Origin of the sequence: Aquibacillus koreensis (assembly GCF_025154055.1) — a bacterium.
GTDB lineage: Bacteria > Bacillota > Bacilli > Bacillales > Amphibacillaceae > Aquibacillus_C > Aquibacillus_C koreensis.
The window spans coordinates 1-18359 of record NZ_JAOALK010000061.1 but is presented as its reverse complement, the minus strand read 5'-3'; the positions used below and the strand labels follow the sequence as shown (position 1 = coordinate 18359).

The 18359-nt window shown below is 36.3% G+C and carries 16 protein-coding genes and 2 tRNA genes; 2 read left to right on the top strand and 16 right to left on the bottom strand.

The window, feature by feature from the left end; translation table 11 throughout:
- Window position 1: 1 nt before the first annotated feature.
- Window positions 2-820, bottom strand: coding sequence for a cytochrome C assembly family protein (locus NYQ66_RS19495; RefSeq protein ID WP_259871925.1), 819 nt, complete (start codon window positions 818-820; stop codon window positions 2-4).
- A 32-nt stretch (window positions 821-852) separates the two neighbouring features.
- A complete protein-coding gene (hemA, locus tag NYQ66_RS19490) occupies window positions 853-2220 on the bottom strand; it encodes a glutamyl-tRNA reductase (protein WP_259871924.1) in 1368 nt (455 codons plus the stop codon).
- Window positions 2221-2443: 223 nt separating this feature from the next.
- Between hemA and NYQ66_RS19485 the strand changes: the two genes are divergently transcribed.
- Entirely contained in the window at window positions 2444-2929 is a 486-nt protein-coding gene (locus NYQ66_RS19485; RefSeq protein ID WP_259871923.1) for a LiaI-LiaF-like domain-containing protein, read from the top strand.
- A gap of 338 nt (window positions 2930-3267) precedes the next feature.
- Here NYQ66_RS19485 and yihA read toward each other — a convergent pair whose 3' ends face one another.
- The 14 genes from yihA to NYQ66_RS19415 all read right to left on the bottom strand — a co-directional run bounded on the left by yihA (window position 3268) and on the right by NYQ66_RS19415 (window position 17435).
- Complete coding sequence (gene yihA / locus NYQ66_RS19480) at window positions 3268-3855, bottom strand: ribosome biogenesis GTP-binding protein YihA/YsxC (RefSeq protein ID WP_259871922.1); 588 nt, start codon at window positions 3853-3855, stop codon at window positions 3268-3270.
- A complete protein-coding gene (lon, locus tag NYQ66_RS19475) occupies window positions 3842-6175 on the bottom strand; it encodes an endopeptidase La (RefSeq protein ID WP_259871921.1) in 2334 nt (777 codons plus the stop codon). Before lon ends, yihA begins: the two co-directional genes overlap by 14 nt.
- Window positions 6176-6318: 143 nt before the next feature.
- The gene (gene lonB, locus NYQ66_RS19470; protein ID WP_259871920.1) at window positions 6319-7977 is read right to left on the bottom strand and encodes an ATP-dependent protease LonB; all 1659 of its coding nucleotides are present in this window, start codon (window positions 7975-7977) and stop codon (window positions 6319-6321) included.
- A gap of 185 nt (window positions 7978-8162) precedes the next feature.
- Window positions 8163-9440, bottom strand: a complete 1278-nt coding sequence (gene clpX / locus NYQ66_RS19465; RefSeq protein ID WP_259871919.1) for an ATP-dependent protease ATP-binding subunit ClpX — start codon at window positions 9438-9440, stop codon at window positions 8163-8165.
- A 392-nt stretch (window positions 9441-9832) separates the two neighbouring features.
- Window positions 9833-11119: a trigger factor gene (gene tig, locus NYQ66_RS19460; RefSeq protein ID WP_259871918.1), complete on the bottom strand. Its 1287-nt coding sequence runs from the start codon at window positions 11117-11119 to the stop codon at window positions 9833-9835.
- A gap of 172 nt (window positions 11120-11291) precedes the next feature.
- A complete protein-coding gene (locus NYQ66_RS19455) occupies window positions 11292-12281 on the bottom strand; it encodes a DUF3196 family protein (protein ID WP_259871916.1) in 990 nt (329 codons plus the stop codon).
- A 143-nt stretch (window positions 12282-12424) separates the two neighbouring features.
- Window positions 12425-12498, bottom strand: a tRNA-Arg gene (locus NYQ66_RS19450).
- A gap of 3 nt (window positions 12499-12501) precedes the next feature.
- Window positions 12502-12575: transfer RNA gene (locus NYQ66_RS19445), tRNA-Gly, on the bottom strand.
- A 168-nt stretch (window positions 12576-12743) separates the two neighbouring features.
- Window positions 12744-13259, bottom strand: coding sequence for a metallophosphoesterase family protein (locus NYQ66_RS19440; RefSeq protein ID WP_259871915.1), 516 nt, complete (start codon window positions 13257-13259; stop codon window positions 12744-12746).
- Window positions 13260-13272: 13 nt separating this feature from the next.
- Window positions 13273-13866 carry an XTP/dITP diphosphatase gene (locus NYQ66_RS19435; RefSeq protein ID WP_259871914.1) on the bottom strand — a complete coding sequence of 198 codons (594 nt, stop codon included), beginning with the start codon at window positions 13864-13866 and terminating at the stop codon, window positions 13273-13275.
- 21 nt (window positions 13867-13887) lie between these two features.
- A complete protein-coding gene (gene rph / locus NYQ66_RS19430) occupies window positions 13888-14637 on the bottom strand; it encodes a ribonuclease PH (protein ID WP_259871913.1) in 750 nt (249 codons plus the stop codon).
- Between the two features lie 156 nt (window positions 14638-14793).
- Window positions 14794-15915, bottom strand: a complete 1122-nt coding sequence (locus tag NYQ66_RS19425) for a GerMN domain-containing protein (RefSeq protein WP_259871912.1) — start codon at window positions 15913-15915, stop codon at window positions 14794-14796.
- Between the two features lie 236 nt (window positions 15916-16151).
- The gene (gene racE, locus NYQ66_RS19420) at window positions 16152-16958 is read right to left on the bottom strand and encodes a glutamate racemase (RefSeq protein WP_259871911.1); all 807 of its coding nucleotides are present in this window, start codon (window positions 16956-16958) and stop codon (window positions 16152-16154) included.
- Window positions 16959-16982: 24 nt separating this feature from the next.
- Window positions 16983-17435, bottom strand: a complete 453-nt coding sequence (locus NYQ66_RS19415) for a MarR family winged helix-turn-helix transcriptional regulator (RefSeq protein WP_259871909.1) — start codon at window positions 17433-17435, stop codon at window positions 16983-16985.
- Between the two features lie 371 nt (window positions 17436-17806).
- On the opposite strand from NYQ66_RS19415, the gene NYQ66_RS19410 reads away from it, so the two are divergent.
- A complete protein-coding gene (locus NYQ66_RS19410; RefSeq protein ID WP_077621319.1) occupies window positions 17807-18031 on the top strand; it encodes a helix-turn-helix domain-containing protein in 225 nt (74 codons plus the stop codon).
- Window positions 18032-18359: the final 328 nt, after the last annotated feature.

Here is an 18359-nt window from a genome sequence, read left to right as displayed (position 1 = left end):
CTTATATATGAAATTTTGATAATGTACTAAATAGGAAATAATTAATTAACAAGAAGAGAAAAGCTGCTGTATTAAATAACGATATCGATTTCCCCTGATATCGGGCTCCTAGTCGTAAAGATAGATAGATACTATAAACAATAAATACAATAATAGAACCTACCGTTTTTATATCGTACCAATAAAACTCCGCTCCAGATGAATACGCCCATACGATTCCTAATATCATAGATAGCAATAGGGTTGGTAAGGCAATTTTTATTGTTTGAAACGACCATTGATCAAGACGTTCTAGGTCACCAAATCTTTTCAACCACTTGTAACCTATTTTCTGCTTCAATAATCTATATTGTAGTAGAAACATGACTGAAAATACAAACGAAAGCGTGAAGAATCCATAAGATAGCATCGCAAGGGTAATGTGAGCGATTAATATCTCTCCAACAATTGCTTCCCCACGAACTCCACCTTCATTTCCTGAAGTAATCGCAATATGCAATACCACCATAAAAAATCCAAGGACATTTGTAAAAAAAACTAAAAAATCAACTTTTAAAAAGTGATTCATAATTAAAGAAAAGGTTACTAAGATCCAAGCATAAAAAAATAACCCTTCATTGACGGACAACACGGGGAAATTAGCTTTTGAAAAGAATTGATAAATTAAAAAAATGGTTTGTAGAACCCAAACCATAGTAAGTAACCAGAAGGCAAGTCGATTCACCTTCCGGTTATGTTGTATAAAGTCAATAAAATATCCCATCACACTTATTCCATATATAATTAAGATAAGTTCAACTAGCCATCCTATTTCAAGCATAGTGAAATCCTTTCCTCATAAAGGTTGTACGATTAACGTGTTGATACATTTTTTAGTGATGAGAATGGAATGACCCCACTTTTCTCAAATGAGATTACTTTATCAGGATCTTGTTTTTTTAACTCTTCCTGCACCATATCTTCAATACCGAATATACGCATAAACATTTGTAGCGACTCTTCAGAATTAGGTTCTGCAGCTATTTCCTTTGCCTGTAGGATCGGTTGTTTTAATAACTGATTAATGATGCTTTTCGTATGCTTACTAAGGACCTTTCTTTCTCGGTCTGTTAAGTCAGGCATTTTACGTTCGATGCTTTTCATTGTTTCAGCTTGAATAGATAAAGCATGTTCTCTTAGAGCAGAGATTACAGGTACAACACCTAACGTTTGTAACCATTCTTTAAATAGTACAATTTCACTTTCAATCATTAACTCTATTTCTGCTGATGCTTCTTTACGAGCCTTCACATTTGCATCAACGATTCCTTGTAGATCATCTATATCATATAAGAACACATTTTCTAATTTACCTAGTTCAGGGTCTAAATCTCTTGGCACAGCAATGTCCACTAAGAATAACGGACGCCCTTTTCGCTGTTTATGAATCTTTTCAAGCGTTTCTTTTGTTAAGACGTAATTGTCTGCGCCTGTAGAACTGATTAAAATATCTGCTCCCTTTAACGTTTCTGACAATTCATCCAGTCTTTTAGCCTCACCACTAAATTGCTTGGCAAGTGTTACTGCTTTTTCAAAAGTGCGGTTTAAAACTGTTACTTTACTAACACCTGAACCTTGTAAGTTCTTGGCAGCTAGTTCACCCATTTTTCCAGCACCCAGAATTACTACATGTTTGCTAGAAATATCATTAAATATTTTTTTGGCTAATTCGACTGCAGCGTAACTAACGGAAACAGCATTTTCGCCAATTTCTGTCTCTTTGTGTACACGCTTTGCAAACGTAATCGCTTGTTTAAATAACTCGTTATAAACCGTACCAGTTGTTTTTGTTTGTTGCGCAAGTTGAAACACATGTTTCATCTGTCCAAGTATTTGTGTTTCACCAACAACCATGGAATCCAAACCACTTGTAACCCTGAACAAATGTTCCACTGCACCATCATTCTCATAGAATGAAAGGTGTGCGGAGAATAAATCTTTATCTATATGAAACCACTCGGCTAAAAATCTTTTTATATAATAACGCCCTGTATGAAGTTGGTCTACAACCGCATATATCTCTGTACGATTGCATGTTGAAATAATCACATTTTCTAAGATACTCTTTTCATTGTTTAAAGCTTTCATCGCTTCAACAATTTGATCTTCTTGAAATGTGAGCTTCTCCCTAATTTCTACAGGGGTGGTTCTATAATTTATACCCACCACTAGTATATGCACAATATCTACCCCCAAAACATGGCCTGAAATCCATACCTGTCCTATTATAACACGAGAACAGAAGTGATATTTGACTATTTTTCGAAATTTCTATGACAATCTATGATAAAATTGTACCTGTCACGTAGCCACTGCCTTTATTCATAAAAGTACTTTAACATATTAAGTTTGTACAATCAAGAAATCAATACTAGTTAATAATTATTTTAATCTAGGAGGAAACATGAAAAGACAATATACTTTTATCGGATTTGTGTTGATTGCAATTGGCGCCTATTTCTTCATTCAACAATTAAGATTACCTATTTTTACTAACTTCTATTCATGGACAACACTACTTATTATTTTAGGACTTGTTTTTCTTATTTATAGTTATATTACCAAAGATTACAAAAATTTATTCCCCGGGGCGATTATGATTGGTCTTGGTCTCCATTTTCACGGACTTGCCTATTATTCTTTTTGGATAGATCATTGGGGTATGTATCCATTAATCTTGTCCTTTGCATTTTTCATTACATATCATAAAACAAAATCCGGATTATTCCCTGCTATACTATTCTTAGTAATCGGTCTCGGTGTTATTCTTTTACCTGAACAACTAGCTTGGTTTTCCTGGATGGATCCATTCAGACGCATCATAGAGCAATTTTGGCCTGTATTACTCATTGTTATTGGTGGGTTTATACTATTTAAAAAAGGAAAGTAACGTTAATTATTCGCAAATGTATAGAATGCGCCACAAAATTTGGGAATACAATTTTTAAGCGGCTGTGAGAGACCTTATTTACCTATTTTGGGCCGATTTTCCATCTGATCGGCTATACAGTACGCTATTTTCACTAAACGCCTTCGAAATCAATAAAATCAAGGCAAATAAGGGCTCAGGTAGCCGTTAAAATCATAAAGGCTAAGATTTTATGAAAATAACGGATCTCTTAGCCGCCAAGCTCAAAAGAGACTATGATCGTTACGCCGCATTTTGTATCTACTATGCAAAATAGCACCTAAAGATCATTAAAAAAAGCAACCACTGGTTGCTTTTTTTTATTGCTTGATATAATGCTCAACTGCTCTCCATGCTACGTCTTTACCTTCACCTGTTTCTGATGAAAAAGGAATGATGATGTCATCTGGGTCTAAATCTAATCCCATTCTAGTTTGTCTTATATGACTTTCTCTCTTATTCTTTGCGATTTTATCAAGTTTAGTGGCTATGATAATAACTGGCAAGTCATAATGCTTAAGAAATTCATACATTGCCACATCATCCACAGTTGGTTTATGTCTTATATCTACAATAAGGGCAGCTGCTTTTAGATTTTCACGTTCGATGAAATATTCTTCCAGCATTTTTCCCCAAGCTTCTCTTTCCTTTTTCGATACTTTGGCATAACCATAACCAGGAACATCAACAAAATGAAAAACGTCATTGATAATATAAAAATTAAGTGTTTGCGTTTTTCCTGGTTTTGATGAAGTCCTTGCTAGACTCTTACGATTAATCATCTTATTAATAAAAGAAGATTTCCCTACATTCGATCTTCCTGCTAATGCTATTTCCGGAAGATGACCAGGTGGATATTGTTTTTTCGAGACTGCGCTAATCACAATCTCAGCACTAGTTACTTTCATGTTTCTCCCCCACTAAAGCATGCTCTAATACTTTATCTAAATGTTCAACTAAAATAAAGTTCAATTCATTTTTAATACTATCAGGAATTTCTTCTAAATCCTTTTCGTTATCAGCTGGTAGTATAATCGTGGAAATGCCAGCTCGGTGTGCACTTAATGATTTTTCTTTTAATCCACCAATTGGAAGCACTCTTCCTCTAAGTGTAATCTCACCGGTCATTCCGACCTCTTTTTTCACTGCTCTACCTGTTAAAGCAGAAACAAGTGCCGTAGCCATTGTTATACCTGCAGATGGGCCGTCCTTCGGTGTAGCCCCCTCTGGAACGTGAATATGGATGTCATTTTTTTCATGAAAATCCGGATCTATATTTAGTTCATTTGCCCGAGAGCGAATATAACTAAATGCAGCTTGTGCAGACTCTTTCATGACATCTCCTAGTTTACCTGTGAGGATTAGCTTTCCTTTCCCTGGTGAAAGACTAACCTCTATAGATAAGGTATCTCCTCCTGCTGCAGTGTATGCTAAACCGGTTGCTGCACCAACTTGATCTTCTTGCTCCATCATACCATATCTGAATCTCGGCTTTCCTAACATTGTTTCCAGTTGCTTCTCCGTAATGACCACTTTTTTCTTATTTTCAGACACGATAATTTTTGCGGCTTTACGACATAAGGAAGCTAATTGTCTCTCTAAGCCACGAACGCCCGCTTCACGCGTGTACATCCGTATTAGTTTGACTAATGCTTCATCGCGTAATTGTAACTGCCCTTTTGATAGTCCATTTTCTTTTATCTGTTTAGGTAACAAATGTTCCTTACAAATATATAATTTCTCAAGCTCTGTGTACCCAGCGATAGAAATAACTTCCATACGATCTAAAAGAGGCCCAGGTATAGATCCTAAATTATTTGCTGTAGCAATAAACATTACTTTAGACAGGTCATATGTCTCTTCAATGAAGTGGTCACTAAACGTACTATTTTGCTCTGGATCCAATACCTCTAACATTGCTGAGGAAGGATCCCCACGGAAATCACTTGCCATCTTATCGATTTCATCAAGCAAGAAAACAGGGTTAATCGTTTCTGCTTTTTTCATTCCTTGAATAATTCTACCTGGCATAGCCCCCACATAAGTTCTGCGGTGACCTCTGATTTCAGCTTCATCTCTTACACCGCCCAATGAGATACGAACAAACTTACGATTTATTGCCCGGGCAATCGATTTGGCTAATGATGTTTTCCCTACTCCTGGAGGACCTACTAAGCAAAGTATTGGACCCTTTAAAGATTGTGTTAGTTGTTGAACGGCTAAATATTCTAGAACACGCTCTTTTACCTTTTCCAAACCATAATGGTCCTCGTCCAATGTCTTTTCCGCATGATTGATATCTAGATTGTCTTCGGTTTCCGTTGTCCAAGGTAAATTTAATAACCACTCAATATAATTACGAATAACCGAGCTTTCTGCTGAACTTTGTGGTACCTTCTCATATCGATCTAGTTCTTTAAAAGCCACTTTAGTGATACGTTCTGGCATACCAGACTTTTCCACTTTTTCTCTAAGTTGAGCAACCTCACCTGACTTGCCGTCTTTGTCACCCAATTCTTTTTGAATGGCTTTCATTTGCTCTCTTAAATAATATTCTTTTTGCGTTTTTTCCATGGACTTTTTGACACGTTGCCCAATTTTTTTCTCTAAATTCAATACTTCTCTTTCATTTGTTATAAAATTTATCAAACGTTGTAGTCGTTTTTTTACGTCCTCTGTTTCCAGTAGTTCTTGTTTGTCTTTTAACTTTAATGACAAGTGAGAAGAAATTATATCAGCCAACCGCCCTGGCTCATCGATATCCGTAACAGTCGCAAATGTTTCCTGACTGATTTTCTTCGATACTTTTATGTATTGCTCAAATTGATCTAGCAGGGAGCGCATAAGTGCAGCTTCTTCATTTTTATTGCCGTGCACTTCTTCAAATTCTTGCACTTCAACCAAGAATTGTTCTTCCTCTTCCAAAAATTGAACGATCTCGGCACGATGAACGCCTTCTACAAGAACACGAATGGTTCCGTTTGGTAACTTTAACATCTGTTTCACTTTTGCTAAAGTTCCGATACGGTATATATCCTTTGCGCCTGGTTCATCTAAGGCGCTTTCTTTTTGTGCTGCTAAAAAAATCTTATGATCATCCATCATTGCTTTTTCTAAAGCATTCACAGATTTATCTCTACCAACATCTAAGTGTAGTACCATGGTAGGAAAAACAAGAATCCCCCTTAGCGGAAGAAGTGGGATTTGTATTTTATTTATTTCTGCCATTTTTGCACCTCCAAAATATAAATGCAGAATAAGATGCATTTACTATGCCAACACAAATTCCATCTGATAAAGAATTCATTGCTTAAATTTTAAAGAAAAGTCTTTACTTTGTAAAACTATACGCGCAAATGTTCCAATTAAACTTATGAAGATTGATCGATTCTATATTGGTTAGAAGGTTTAACTTTAACATGATCGCCTTCTAATACATAGGTCAATGCCTCTTTAAAAGTTTCAACAGCGATAATTTCAATTCCAGTTATTTTTGCACAAATAGCTTGATAATTCGCCTTAGGAATAACAACTTGCTTTGCTCCCGCCTGCTTTGCTGCCTTAATTTTGGTTAAAACACCACCAATAGGCATTACTTCCCCGTGCAAACTAATTTCGCCTGTCATCGCAATATCATGTCTTACTGGTACTTTTTGAATACTTGAATAAATACCAACTGCCATTGCAAGTCCTGCTGATGGTCCATCTACTGGTATTCCACCTGGAAAATTAACATGTACATCATATTCATGTGCAGGCACACCTAAGTACCGTAACAATGTGGTAACATTTTCAATCGATCCTCGCGCCATACTTTTTCTTTTAATGGATTTTGATTGATTCCCGATCGTCTCTTCTTCTGCGATCCCTGTAATCGTTATTTTACCATCACCAAGACTTGGTAACACCATAATTTCTATGGCGAGAATATGTCCAGTACTTGGGCCTTGTACCGCTAACCCGTTTACTTTACCTATTCGGCTTTTTAGAGGAATCATCGGTTTTAGTCTTGGGCTCATGCGACCAGACTCCACAACCCATTCCATATCTGCTTGTGATATTTGGTCTCTTCCTTGTCTTTTAGAAATACTAGCTGCAATTTGAATCATATTAACAGATTCTCTTCCATTCCTAGCATATTCCGATAACACTTTTAGTGCATTTGGTTCAACCTCACACTTAATCTTATCGCTTGCCTTGGTTGCAACTGTTGTAATCTCTTCCGGTTCTAATTCTCTAAAATAGACTTCCAAACATCTAGAACGTATGGCTGGTGGTATCTCTTCAGGCATCCGTGTTGTTGCGCCAATTAATCTAAAATCTGCAGGTAGACCATCTTGGAAAATTTGATGAATATGTGTAGGGATATTTTTATTCTCTTCACTATAATACGCGCTCTCATACAATACTTTTCTATCTTCCAATACTTTAAGTAATTTATTCATCTGAATTGGATGCAATTCTCCAATTTCATCGATAAACAACACACCACCATGTGCATTGGAAACAGCCCCGCGTTTTGGCTGCGGAATTCCTGCTTGTCCCATCGCACCAGCCCCTTGATAAATAGGGTCATGTACAGAGCCGATTAATGGATCTGCAACGCCTCGTTCATCAAATCGAGCAGTAGTAGCATCCAGTTCAATAAATGGAGCTGTCGTCCTAAATGGAGAATTAGCATTACGCTTAGCCTCTTCCAGTACGATTCTTGCAGCTGCTGTTTTACCTACCCCAGGGGGGCCATATATAATAACGTGTTGCGGATTGCCACTACAGATTGCTGCACGTAATGCTTCAATTCCATCTTCTTGACCTACAACATCTGATAAGCTTTTTGGTCTAATACGTTCAGATAAAGGCGCAGTTAGACCTATCTTCTTCATTTCTCTCAACTTTTCCATTTCTTTTTCTGATTCTTTTTCAATTGTATTTTTATTTGCGCGCTGGTTTTTTAATAAATTCCAAAAATATAGCCCAATGACTATTCCAAAGAATAGTTGAATAATTACTACAATACTAACAAGATTCATGTTGTACCTCCATGTTTATATGTAAGATACTCGTTAGTATTTCCGCAATTAAACATACTAAACCATATATAGGAGGATAAATTCTATTGTTTTTCATCCTTGGCAACAATAGACAGAGACTATTATTTAAGTAAGAAAAATCCCTTGCTATATCATAACAAGGGATTTTTCATGCATTTTAAGTTTTAAGCACTTTCCTTAGGTGATTCTTTATTTTCGTCTTTTACAGTACCATCCTGTAATACTAATTTCGGTCTTCCATTTTCAAGTAATACAGTGTCTTTCGTAATGATTACTTTTTCAATATCATCTCGAGACGGAATTTCGAACATAACGTCTAACATGATACTTTCAATAATGGAACGTAGACCACGTGCTCCTGTTTTTCTTTCAATTGCTTTTTTCGCAATTTCAATAAGAGCTTCTTCTTCGAATTCTAGTTCTGCATTATCAATTTGGAATAGTTTTTCATATTGTTTAACTAAAGCATTTTTTGGCTTCGTTAAAATTTCTACAAGTGCTTCTTCATCTAATGGCTCAAGCGCACCAATTACTGGTAGACGACCGATAAATTCTGGAATTAATCCAAAACGAAGCAAATCTTCTGGTAACACTTTTGATAATAGTGTTGCTTTATCCAAATCTTCGTTCGCTTCTTCTGCTCCAAAACCAATTACTTTTTTACCTAGTCGGCGTTTAATAATTTGTTCGATGCCGTCAAATGCTCCACCACAGATAAATAATACGTTAGTTGTATCAATTTGAATAAATTCTTGATGAGGATGCTTACGACCACCCTGTGGCGGTACACTTGCTACAGTTCCCTCTAGAATTTTAAGAAGTGCTTGTTGTACACCCTCACCTGAAACATCACGTGTGATCGAAGGATTTTCTGATTTACGAGCTACTTTGTCAATCTCATCAATATAAATGATGCCCTTTTCTGCCTTTTCCACATCATAATCTGCAGCTTGGATTAATTTAAGAAGGATATTTTCAACATCCTCACCGACATAACCAGCTTCAGTAAGTGAAGTTGCATCTGCAATTGCAAAAGGTACGTTTAAAATTCTCGCTAATGTTTGTGCCAATAAGGTTTTACCGCTACCTGTTGGTCCGATCATTGCGATATTACTCTTAGAAAGTTCTACGTCATCATTGCTTTTAGGTGAGTTAATACGTTTATAGTGATTATATACTGCAACAGATAAGTTTTTCTTTGCTTTTTCTTGCCCAATAACATAATCATTTAGGATTTCACAAATTTCTTGTGGCTTCGGAATATCTTTAAACTCTACTTCTTCCTCATTCCCAAGCTCTTCCTCCACAATTTCCGTACAGAGTTCAATACATTCATCACATATATATACACCTGGACCAGCGACTAACTTTCTTACTTGGTCTTGGCTCTTACCACAAAATGAACACTTAAGTTGCCCTTTTTCTTCATTAAATTTATACATTCATTTCACCCCTCAAATTAAAAGTATCTATATGATAGGAAGAAATCATACAATTATGTTATCTCTAATCTTTCTTTAGCTCATAATATCAGATTAGGGTGTGATAACAAAGTAAAAAACCTTATCACTTTATGTATTAACACTCCTAATCATCTTTTCCAACTCTTGTTCTGAATAAACTACCCAAAAAATATTTCTGGCATACATATAGAGAAATATTGGATAGGTACACTTAATTATGTATAAAGTTCTTTAAAAGTCAAACAGTATGTTTTCGGCCTATAAGTTATTCTATTTTAGAAAAAATAGAATATAACTATTTAAGCGTAAAAGAATATTTAGAGAAGACAAGGCACGATGATTCGCGCCTTGTCTTATTTATAGTCTGTGTGTTATTTAGTTTTACTATGTTCAGCTAAGAAGTCAATAGCTTTCTTGAACTTAAGATCTTCTTTAATCGCACCTGTATTTCCGCCTAACATTTGAACCAATTGATCAACGTCCGTTTGATACATAGATGCCATGGATTCTAACTCTTTATTCACATCTTCTTCTGTTGCTTCAATGTTTTCTGCATTTACAATTGCTTCTAGAGTCAAGTTAGTTTTTACACGCTTTCCAGCATCTTCTTTCATTTGCTCTTTTAACGCATCTTGATCTTGACCAGAGAATTGGTAATACATATCCATTGTCATACCTTGCATTTGAAGTCTTTGTTCGAATTCTTGAAGCATACGGTCTAATTCATTCTTCACCATTGCTTCTGGAACTTCTACTTCTGCATTGTCTGAAGCTTGTTCAATTAGAGATTCACGCTTTTTGTTATCTGCATCTGTTGCTTTTTGGTTTTCAAGACGCTCTCTAATTTTCTTCTTTAATTCATCTAAAGATTCTACTTCTTCGTCGACATCTTTTGCAAACTCATCGTCAAGTTCTGGCAATTCTTTTGTTTTGATTTCGTGAATCTTTACTTTGAAAGTAGCCGCTTTACCAGCAAGTTCTTCTGCATGATATTCTTCAGGGAATGTAACTTCCACTTCTGTATCAACACCAGTTTCTTTGCCTACAAGCTGTTCTTCAAAACCTGGAATGAAAGAGCCAGAACCGATTTCTAATGAGTGATTCTCTGCTTTTCCACCTTCAAATGCTTCACCATCTACGAAACCTTCAAAGTCGATTACGACTGTATCGCCTTCTGCAATAGCGCCTTCTTCTTTTACAACCAATTCAGCTTGGCGTTCTTGCTGTTGTTTTAACTCGTTATCAACATCTTCGTCTGTTACTTCAACACTTTCTACTTCTACTTCTAAGCCTTTGTATTCACCAAGTTTAACTTCTGGCTTAACCGTTACTTTAGCAGTGAAGATAAAGTTTTTACCTTTTTCGATTTGAGTAACGTCGATTTCTGGTTGATCAACAGGGTCAATACCAGTTTCATCAATAGCATTCGTGTACTCTTCCGGTAGAATAATGTCTACTGCATCTTGATATAAAGATTCTACGCCGAAACGTTGTTCAAACAATCCACGTGGTACTTTTCCTTTACGGAATCCTGGTACTTGGACTTGTTTAACTACTTTCTTAAAAGCCTTATCCAATGCAGTGTCAAATTTCTCAGCATCAACTTCAACAGTTAAAAGGCCTTCATTGCCTTCTTGTTTTTCCCATTTTGCTGTCATACTAATTCCCTCCAAAATCTATATTACTATGTTAGACGTTCATTCATTGTACAATCATTATACGAGGCCGAACGCTTATTACAACCATCTTATTATAACATAATCGCCGTTCCTTTCAACAATAACAACTAACGAGTCTGATTGCTACTAACATTGACCATTTATTGCCATTTTAATCTTGAATAATTGAAAAGTATTCCTTCTCACTGGCGATAATTTCTTCTATGTAGTGCGTTACTTCAGGGTCTATTTGAGTCATTGTACTATCATTGCGTTGCATTTGTAAATACTCATACCCCAATAACTTCAATGCTTCCGTAATATACCCACATTCTTTCTGGGTGGGCATTATTGGATATCTCACATACACATAACGGTACATCAATTCTTTAATTAATTCAAATAAAGTAGGGTTTTCCTGCTCTACCTCTTCTAATCCACTCATAATATATTCAACTGCTTTGTGGTTACTTATTTCACTTAGTTCAGATGGATTAATTGTTATGGATTGACCGAATTTTTCCAACTCTATACTAGCATCGATATTTTGTGCTTGGTATAACAGAATAATAGCAGTTTTTACAACTGGCTGAATCGTTTTATCCACTAACATCTTTGTAAGTAATTCACTTTCAGTTGTACTATAAATTGATCGTAATTTTTCAAGCAATCTCCATTGTGTCACCGGTTCCTGGTCTTGGACAGCACGCTTTAGTTTTACTAATAAGACAGATGCTTGTTCCTCTTTTCGATCGTCCGATAACTTTTTGCTTATGTCACAAACTTGTTGAAGTTGTGTTTGTAAAGGCTCCGGAACAGTCTCCAACCCAATTTCTACTTCTAGTAAGTCAATCGCCTCATCATACTTACTAGCTTGGAATAAAAGCGTTGCATAAATATGTAAGTACTCATAAAAATGTTCATTCTTCAGTGAAAGTAATTCTTCACCCAACAGTTCCGCTTTTTCTTGCTCTCCTAATTCCATTAAGCAAATAAGCTTACCTGTTAATACTTCGTGCGAATTCACATCATATTCACTTAGTTTCTCTAAATAATCTAACGCATCTTGATATCTTTTTTCTTCAAGCGCTTCTTTACTTTTCTTTTCTAATGATGATTTCCATGTCGGAAATATAATTAGGTTATTTTCCTGTGATTTCAAGTCAAACCATTCCTTGTTAGAGCAATTTTTATGTACATTGTTAGCTTACCTTACTTTTTATCATCAATCAAAAAATAAGAAAAGGTAATATAACGAGAAAGGGACCCAACTTAAAAATAAGTTGGATCCCTTTCGAATGTAAGCGTCCCAGGAGAGATTCGAACTCCCGACCCACAGCTTAGAAGGCTGTTGCTCTATCCAGCTGAGCTACTGGGACATTTGGAGCGGGTGAAGGGAATCGAACCCTCGACATCAGCTTGGAAGGCTGAGGTTTTACCACTAAACTACACCCGCATATTTTAAATATGTCTCTGCGTTTACTAAATTCTTATGACTATCCTTAGCAACAGACAAGATTCATTATACTTATCCAGGTTAATATTGTCAATAATATATCGCAAAAAAAGTAAAAAATGATGCATGAGCTTTGACTGAAATTACTCCTTCAAAGCTCATGCCCAATTATAAAGCTGCTTGATATGTCATTTCCTCTATTTTGTCTCCAGAAACATCATAAAAATCCACAGTCACATCTTGTTTTGCTTCCCAAGATAGAATGGCGTATGTTGGCTCTTTGCGCCCTCTTGGCAGCCTGACACTACCGGGATTAATAAATAGTCTTCCTTTCACAACTTCTGCTCCAGCAATGTGAGAATGACCAAAACAGATAACATTCGCACCCAACTCTTCAGCTCGGTAAGATAATGGCATTAACGTAGTCTTCACTTGAAATAAATGGCCATGGGTTACAAAGAATGTTAAGTCCTGTACAGAAAAGTCTATTTCATTGGGATAACGACCATCAATATCACAGTTACCAGCTACTTTCATAAAATCATATAATTCAGGAGCATCCATATCTAACTCTGAATCACCACAATGAATAACCTGATCCACACTATCTTTGTGTCTATCTTTAATCATGGCTACTTCTTTTCTAAGACCATGACTATCACTCATAATCAAGACCTTTGGCATAAAATCCCTCTCTCTAATTCTCCTTTATCCATTCTTCCAACTGAATCAATGCATTTCTACGATGGCTAATTTGATTTTTCTCTTCGGATGTTAGTTCAGCCATTGTTTTATTATAATTATTAGGTATAAAAATCGGATCATATCCAAACCCGTTTTCTCCTACTGGTTCAACACCAATATGCCCTTCGCACTCGCCTCGTTTATAAATAGTAGCCTTTTCCGGTTGTGCTAATGCTAAAACACAAACAAAACGAGCTGTTCGTTTTTCTTCCTTAACACCAGTCATTTTTTCTAATACTTTATGTAAATTATCATTGTCATCCTTATGCGTACCCGCATATCTTGCCGAATAAACACCAGGTTCACCACCAAGGGCATCCACTTCTAATCCGGAATCGTCTGCGAGTACTGGAAGATGAAACTTTTTCGCAATCACTTCCGCTTTAATTGCTGCATTTTCTTCAAACGTATCACCAGTTTCTTCTATATCAGGGATGTCCTCTTCCAAATCTAATAGTGACAATACCTCAATGCCATATTTCGAGAATAATTGATTAAAATCCTTCATTTTACCTTTATTTTTCGTTGCGATTATTAACTTTTGCATCATCATGCTCCTATTTAAATCTTATCTTTTCGAAGTCCCAATTGAACTTGACCATTTACCAATAGCATCCTTCTGCTTCTCAAATAGATTCTGTATTCCTTGATTAGCTAAATCCAACATTACCTGTAATTGCTCTGGTGAAAAAGTAGCTTCTTCTCCAGTTCCTTGTATCTCAACAAATTTACCTTCACCCGTCATAACGACGTTCATGTCTACATGCGCTTTTGCATCTTCTTCATATTTTAAATCTAATACCGCAGACCCATCTGGAAGAATTCCAACAGAGGTAGCAGCTAAATAATCAGTTACTGGCATGGCACTAAGTGCTTTTTTGTCTATCAATGAACCAAACGCAAGTACTAAGGCTACAAATGCACCAGTAATGGAAGCAGTTCTCGTCCCACCATCTGCTTGAATGACATCACAATCAATCCAGACTGTTCTTTCACCAATCTTGTCTAAATCAACTACTGCTCGTAAGGCTCTTCCAATTAAACGTTGGATCTCCATCGTACGACCCGATACTTTACCTTTTGATGATTCTCTGATGTTTCTTTGTTCTGTTGCTCTTGGTAACATAGAATACTCAGCAGTGATCCAACCCTTGCCTTGCCCACGCATGAATGGAGGTACACGATCCTCTATACTAGCGTTACAAATAACTTTCGTTTCACCCACTGTAATTAACACAGAACCTTCCGGATGTTTTATATAATCTGTATGTATTTCGATTGGCCTTAACTCATCTATTTTTCTCTCATCATTTCTCATATCTATATTCCTCCTCATTCTTATTTAATCCTAACATATTTTTACCTAGTTATATAACTTCATACCTTGTTTTTTTCACCACAGTTAAGTGATGCAGTCCGATTTTCAATTACAAAAAAGAGACTGGAATACCAGCCTCCTGTTTTTTACACTATATTACATACTTCCTGTTGGAACAAACATATCTCTTGTTACCGGTTCAGAATATGGTACACCATCTTCGTTAAATACCTCTTCTAAGTTCTCAACCATCACATCAATGCCGTCTACACCCGGTTGTTCTGTTAAAGTGAGTACCAATGTTTCCATGACTTCATTGGATATAGAACCCTCTTCTAAGTTGTCCAAAATGTTCTCATTAAAACTTAGCTTTAAAATACCATCCGTATATTCTGGATCCTCCATTAATGTTACGCCTGCGTTAAACACGTTTAACAAATCTAAGTCTAAAGAAGGTCCTTCAATTAATGCTTGTACAATAGACTGGTATGAATCACTCTCGTCCATTTCAATGTGTTGTGTTACCGGCACATGATAAAATTGATCGTTATGTTGCGTTGGATAGTAAAGCGTAACCGCTTTACTATCCATTAAATCAACCGCACCAGCTTGATAAATGTTAATTCCATTTGCTCTTGAATACCCTTCAGAAATCGGCGTTCCGTTTACAGGCATAACCTCTTGTTCATGGCCATTAATCCATAACGTTATTCGCTCTACATTATCAAACTGTGTTAAAGTAAATGTCATTGCTTCAATAATCTTCTTTTCATCTTCAGGGCGATAGTTTGAAAATTCCTCTGACACATCAACCACTAAAGTCCCGTCCTCTTCAATATTCAACCCTATAATTTCCGTACCTGTTGGAAGAACAGCTTGGAACCCATTTGGCAGAAGCTCTGTAACTGGTCCACCTTTTACTAAGTACTCAAGCGTTTGTTTTGCAACCTCTTTATCTTTAGGCAACTCTACTGTTTGCGGTACAATCATCCCGTTTGAATCTAATAAATATAGTTGTCTCTCTACAGTTTCTACTACTTCAGCTTCTTCACCAGCTTCTGTTCCCTCGTCCGTACCAGCATCTTCATTTTCTCCCTCTGTTTCTCCATCTGTTTCCCCATCAGTTGCCTCATCTAAATCATCTGTATAACTTGCCTCTTCAGGGGGAGCATCTACTTCTTCTAACGTCTGCTCTCCTTGAAAAAGTCCGCATCCTGATAATAATATAAGACTTATACTAATTATCCCCATATAAATCCAAAGCGAATGTTTCTTCATGCTTTTCCCTCCTACGATGGTTTGTACTACTATATATACGAGCTATAAAACAAAATAGACCAAGCACAAACGAATTTTTTATAAAAATTCGTAGGATAGTTGAAGAAGAAAAGGCATATCAACTGATTAGCTTCTTTTTTTTACAATGGAATTAATAATTGAAAAAGTCAGTTCCATTCTCTTCATACGTATATTTACAAATCCATAAAAAAAGAAGTGCGCATGAGCACACTTCATTAGTTTATTGTTAATTTAGCATTTTCTAATATATCTATCGGTTGATCTAACCAAATATTCGCTATTGACCTAAATACTTCTACACGTCCAGTCGTATAGAATTGATGGTGTGGAACTCGATCACCGTTGTATAACTTTTTCTGGTAGCCCATTATCGTACTTACTTCACGGGCAGTCTCTTCTCCAGAAGAAATGATTTGTACATGTTCCCCCATCACCTCTTGGATTGTATCACGGAGTAAAGGATAATGTGTACAACCGAGAATTAATGTATCGATGTGATTTTTATCTTTTAGCGGTTTTAACGACTCATACACCACTTTATAAGCTTCAGGTCCAGATAATACACCACTTTCAACCATTGGTACAAAGCGAGGACAGGCTAAATCATTTACACGGATCGAAGAGTTAATATTTTGTAAAGCTTTTGGATAAGCCTTACTTTGAATCGTTCCTTCTGTTCCTATAACACCAATTCGCATATTTTGCGACATTTTAATCGCAGATCTAGCTCCGGGTTGAATTACCCCTATCACAGGTATCGGTAATTCTTGACGAAGTTGATCCAACGTAAAAGCAGTAGCAGTGTTACATGCAACTACTAATATTTTTATGTTTTTTCTCAACAAAAATTCAACCATTTCCCATGTGTATTGGATGATTTCTTCTTTCGGTCTTGGGCCATAGGGACAACGTAACGTATCACCAAGATAAATCAATTCTTCTTTTGGTAGCTGACGCATTAGCTCGCTAGCTACAGTAAGTCCCCCAACCCCCGAATCTATTACTCCGATCGGTTGATCCATTGAAAACCCCTCTTTGTCATGTTGTTATTTCTCTCCAACCAGTTTCATTTGATCATGTAATAAAGTAAGAACAGAATAAAGTGAGTTAATATCTTCAGCTGATACATCTTCAAGTACTTCACCCAAATATTCCTGACGCTTTTTAATAACCTCATGAATGATAAATTTGCCTTTTTCTAGCAAATGAATACGAACGACCCTGCGATCTTTATTATCTCGAACTCGCTCTACAAGTTCATTTCTTTCCATTCGATCTATGAGGTCAGTCGTTGTACTAAATGCCAAGTTTATTTTGTTTGATAACTCACCAATAGTTAAATCTCCGTCTTCTAATAACCATTGTAAAGCAATAAACTGCGGCATTGTTATCGGATAATTATTTAGTATTTCACGACCTTTTTGTTTTACAATTCCAGCTATATATCTTAACTCTTTCTCTATCTCAGCAATGACCGGTGTCGATGTAACTTCTTGCAATTCGAGTTCCTCCTCGTTATCTTCGCACTTAAATATATTTTAGTTATACCGTTTTTGTCAATCCATCCTGCACAAGATACTAACCAAATCATAACATATAAAACATGTAGCAGGTTTCATGATGCTTCTAGTTATCTATCCTATTCATTTAGGCTCTATATGTTAAGTATATATCTTTCACCATAACATTGCATACTTGATTTGCATTGTTAAAAAATTACGCTCATTCAATAATGCTTTTGTTGGTGTATTAAACGAATAAATTTATACTATAATCATAGCACGCAATACTAAAGTAATACATACAATAACATGACTAAATAAATACCCTTCAAAATGCATCTCTAAAGACAGCAAGGAGGGGTTAAGACTTGAAGGATAATGACTACAAGCCGAAGCAACTATTAACAAAACGTGAAAAAGAAGTATTTGAACTTTTAGTACAGGATAAAACAACAAAGGAAATAGCCCAGGAATTGTTTATTTCACAAAAGACTGTCAGGAACCATATTTCAAATGCGATGCAAAAATTGGGTGTTAAGGGGCGTTCACAGGCTGTAGTAGAGCTTCTTCGTATGGGGGAACTCAAGCTCTAACAAAAACCGACTTTCTTTTAGGGAAGTCGGTTTTCTAGTTGGATTTTCATTAAATTATAATTACTCTCTTATATTCATAGTAGATCCATACTGTGCAGTAAACAATTTCATTACTTCCTTACGGTCTTTATTAGATGAGTGGTAATACGCCGCTACGGAAAAACACTTGCTTTCCTAGGAGGAATCACGAAAAAGCCTTAACCCATGGCTTTTTCTAAGTTCAGATTCCTTTTGTGGGGAACGCCTCAGCCTCCTCATTCGCAAAGAGCGCTCACTGCGGGGTCTTCAGACTGTTCCTTTCCCACAGGAGTCTCGTATTTTTCCTCCG

Excerpts from the sequence above, each read along its gene's own strand:
- NYQ66_RS19495 (WP_259871925.1), bottom strand. The coding sequence starts at position 820 with ATGCTTGAAATAGGATGGCTAGTTGAACTTATCTTAATTATATATGGA.
- NYQ66_RS19485 (WP_259871923.1), top strand. The coding sequence starts at position 2,444 with ATGAAAAGACAATATACTTTTATCGGATTTGTGTTGATTGCAATTGGC.
- yihA (WP_259871922.1), bottom strand. The coding sequence starts at position 3,855 with ATGAAAGTAACTAGTGCTGAGATTGTGATTAGCGCAGTCTCGAAAAAA.
- lon (WP_259871921.1), bottom strand. The coding sequence starts at position 6,175 with ATGGCAGAAATAAATAAAATACAAATCCCACTTCTTCCGCTAAGGGGG.
- lonB (WP_259871920.1), bottom strand. The coding sequence starts at position 7,977 with ATGAATCTTGTTAGTATTGTAGTAATTATTCAACTATTCTTTGGAATA.
- clpX (WP_259871919.1), bottom strand. The coding sequence starts at position 9,440 with ATGTATAAATTTAATGAAGAAAAAGGGCAACTTAAGTGTTCATTTTGT.
- tig (WP_259871918.1), bottom strand. The coding sequence starts at position 11,119 with ATGACAGCAAAATGGGAAAAACAAGAAGGCAATGAAGGCCTTTTAACT.
- NYQ66_RS19440 (WP_259871915.1), bottom strand. The coding sequence starts at position 13,259 with ATGCCAAAGGTCTTGATTATGAGTGATAGTCATGGTCTTAGAAAAGAA.
- NYQ66_RS19435 (WP_259871914.1), bottom strand. The coding sequence starts at position 13,866 with ATGCAAAAGTTAATAATCGCAACGAAAAATAAAGGTAAAATGAAGGAT.
- rph (WP_259871913.1), bottom strand. The coding sequence starts at position 14,637 with ATGAGAAATGATGAGAGAAAAATAGATGAGTTAAGGCCAATCGAAATA.
- NYQ66_RS19425 (WP_259871912.1), bottom strand. The coding sequence starts at position 15,915 with ATGAAGAAACATTCGCTTTGGATTTATATGGGGATAATTAGTATAAGT.
- racE (WP_259871911.1), bottom strand. The coding sequence starts at position 16,958 with ATGGATCAACCGATCGGAGTAATAGATTCGGGGGTTGGGGGACTTACT.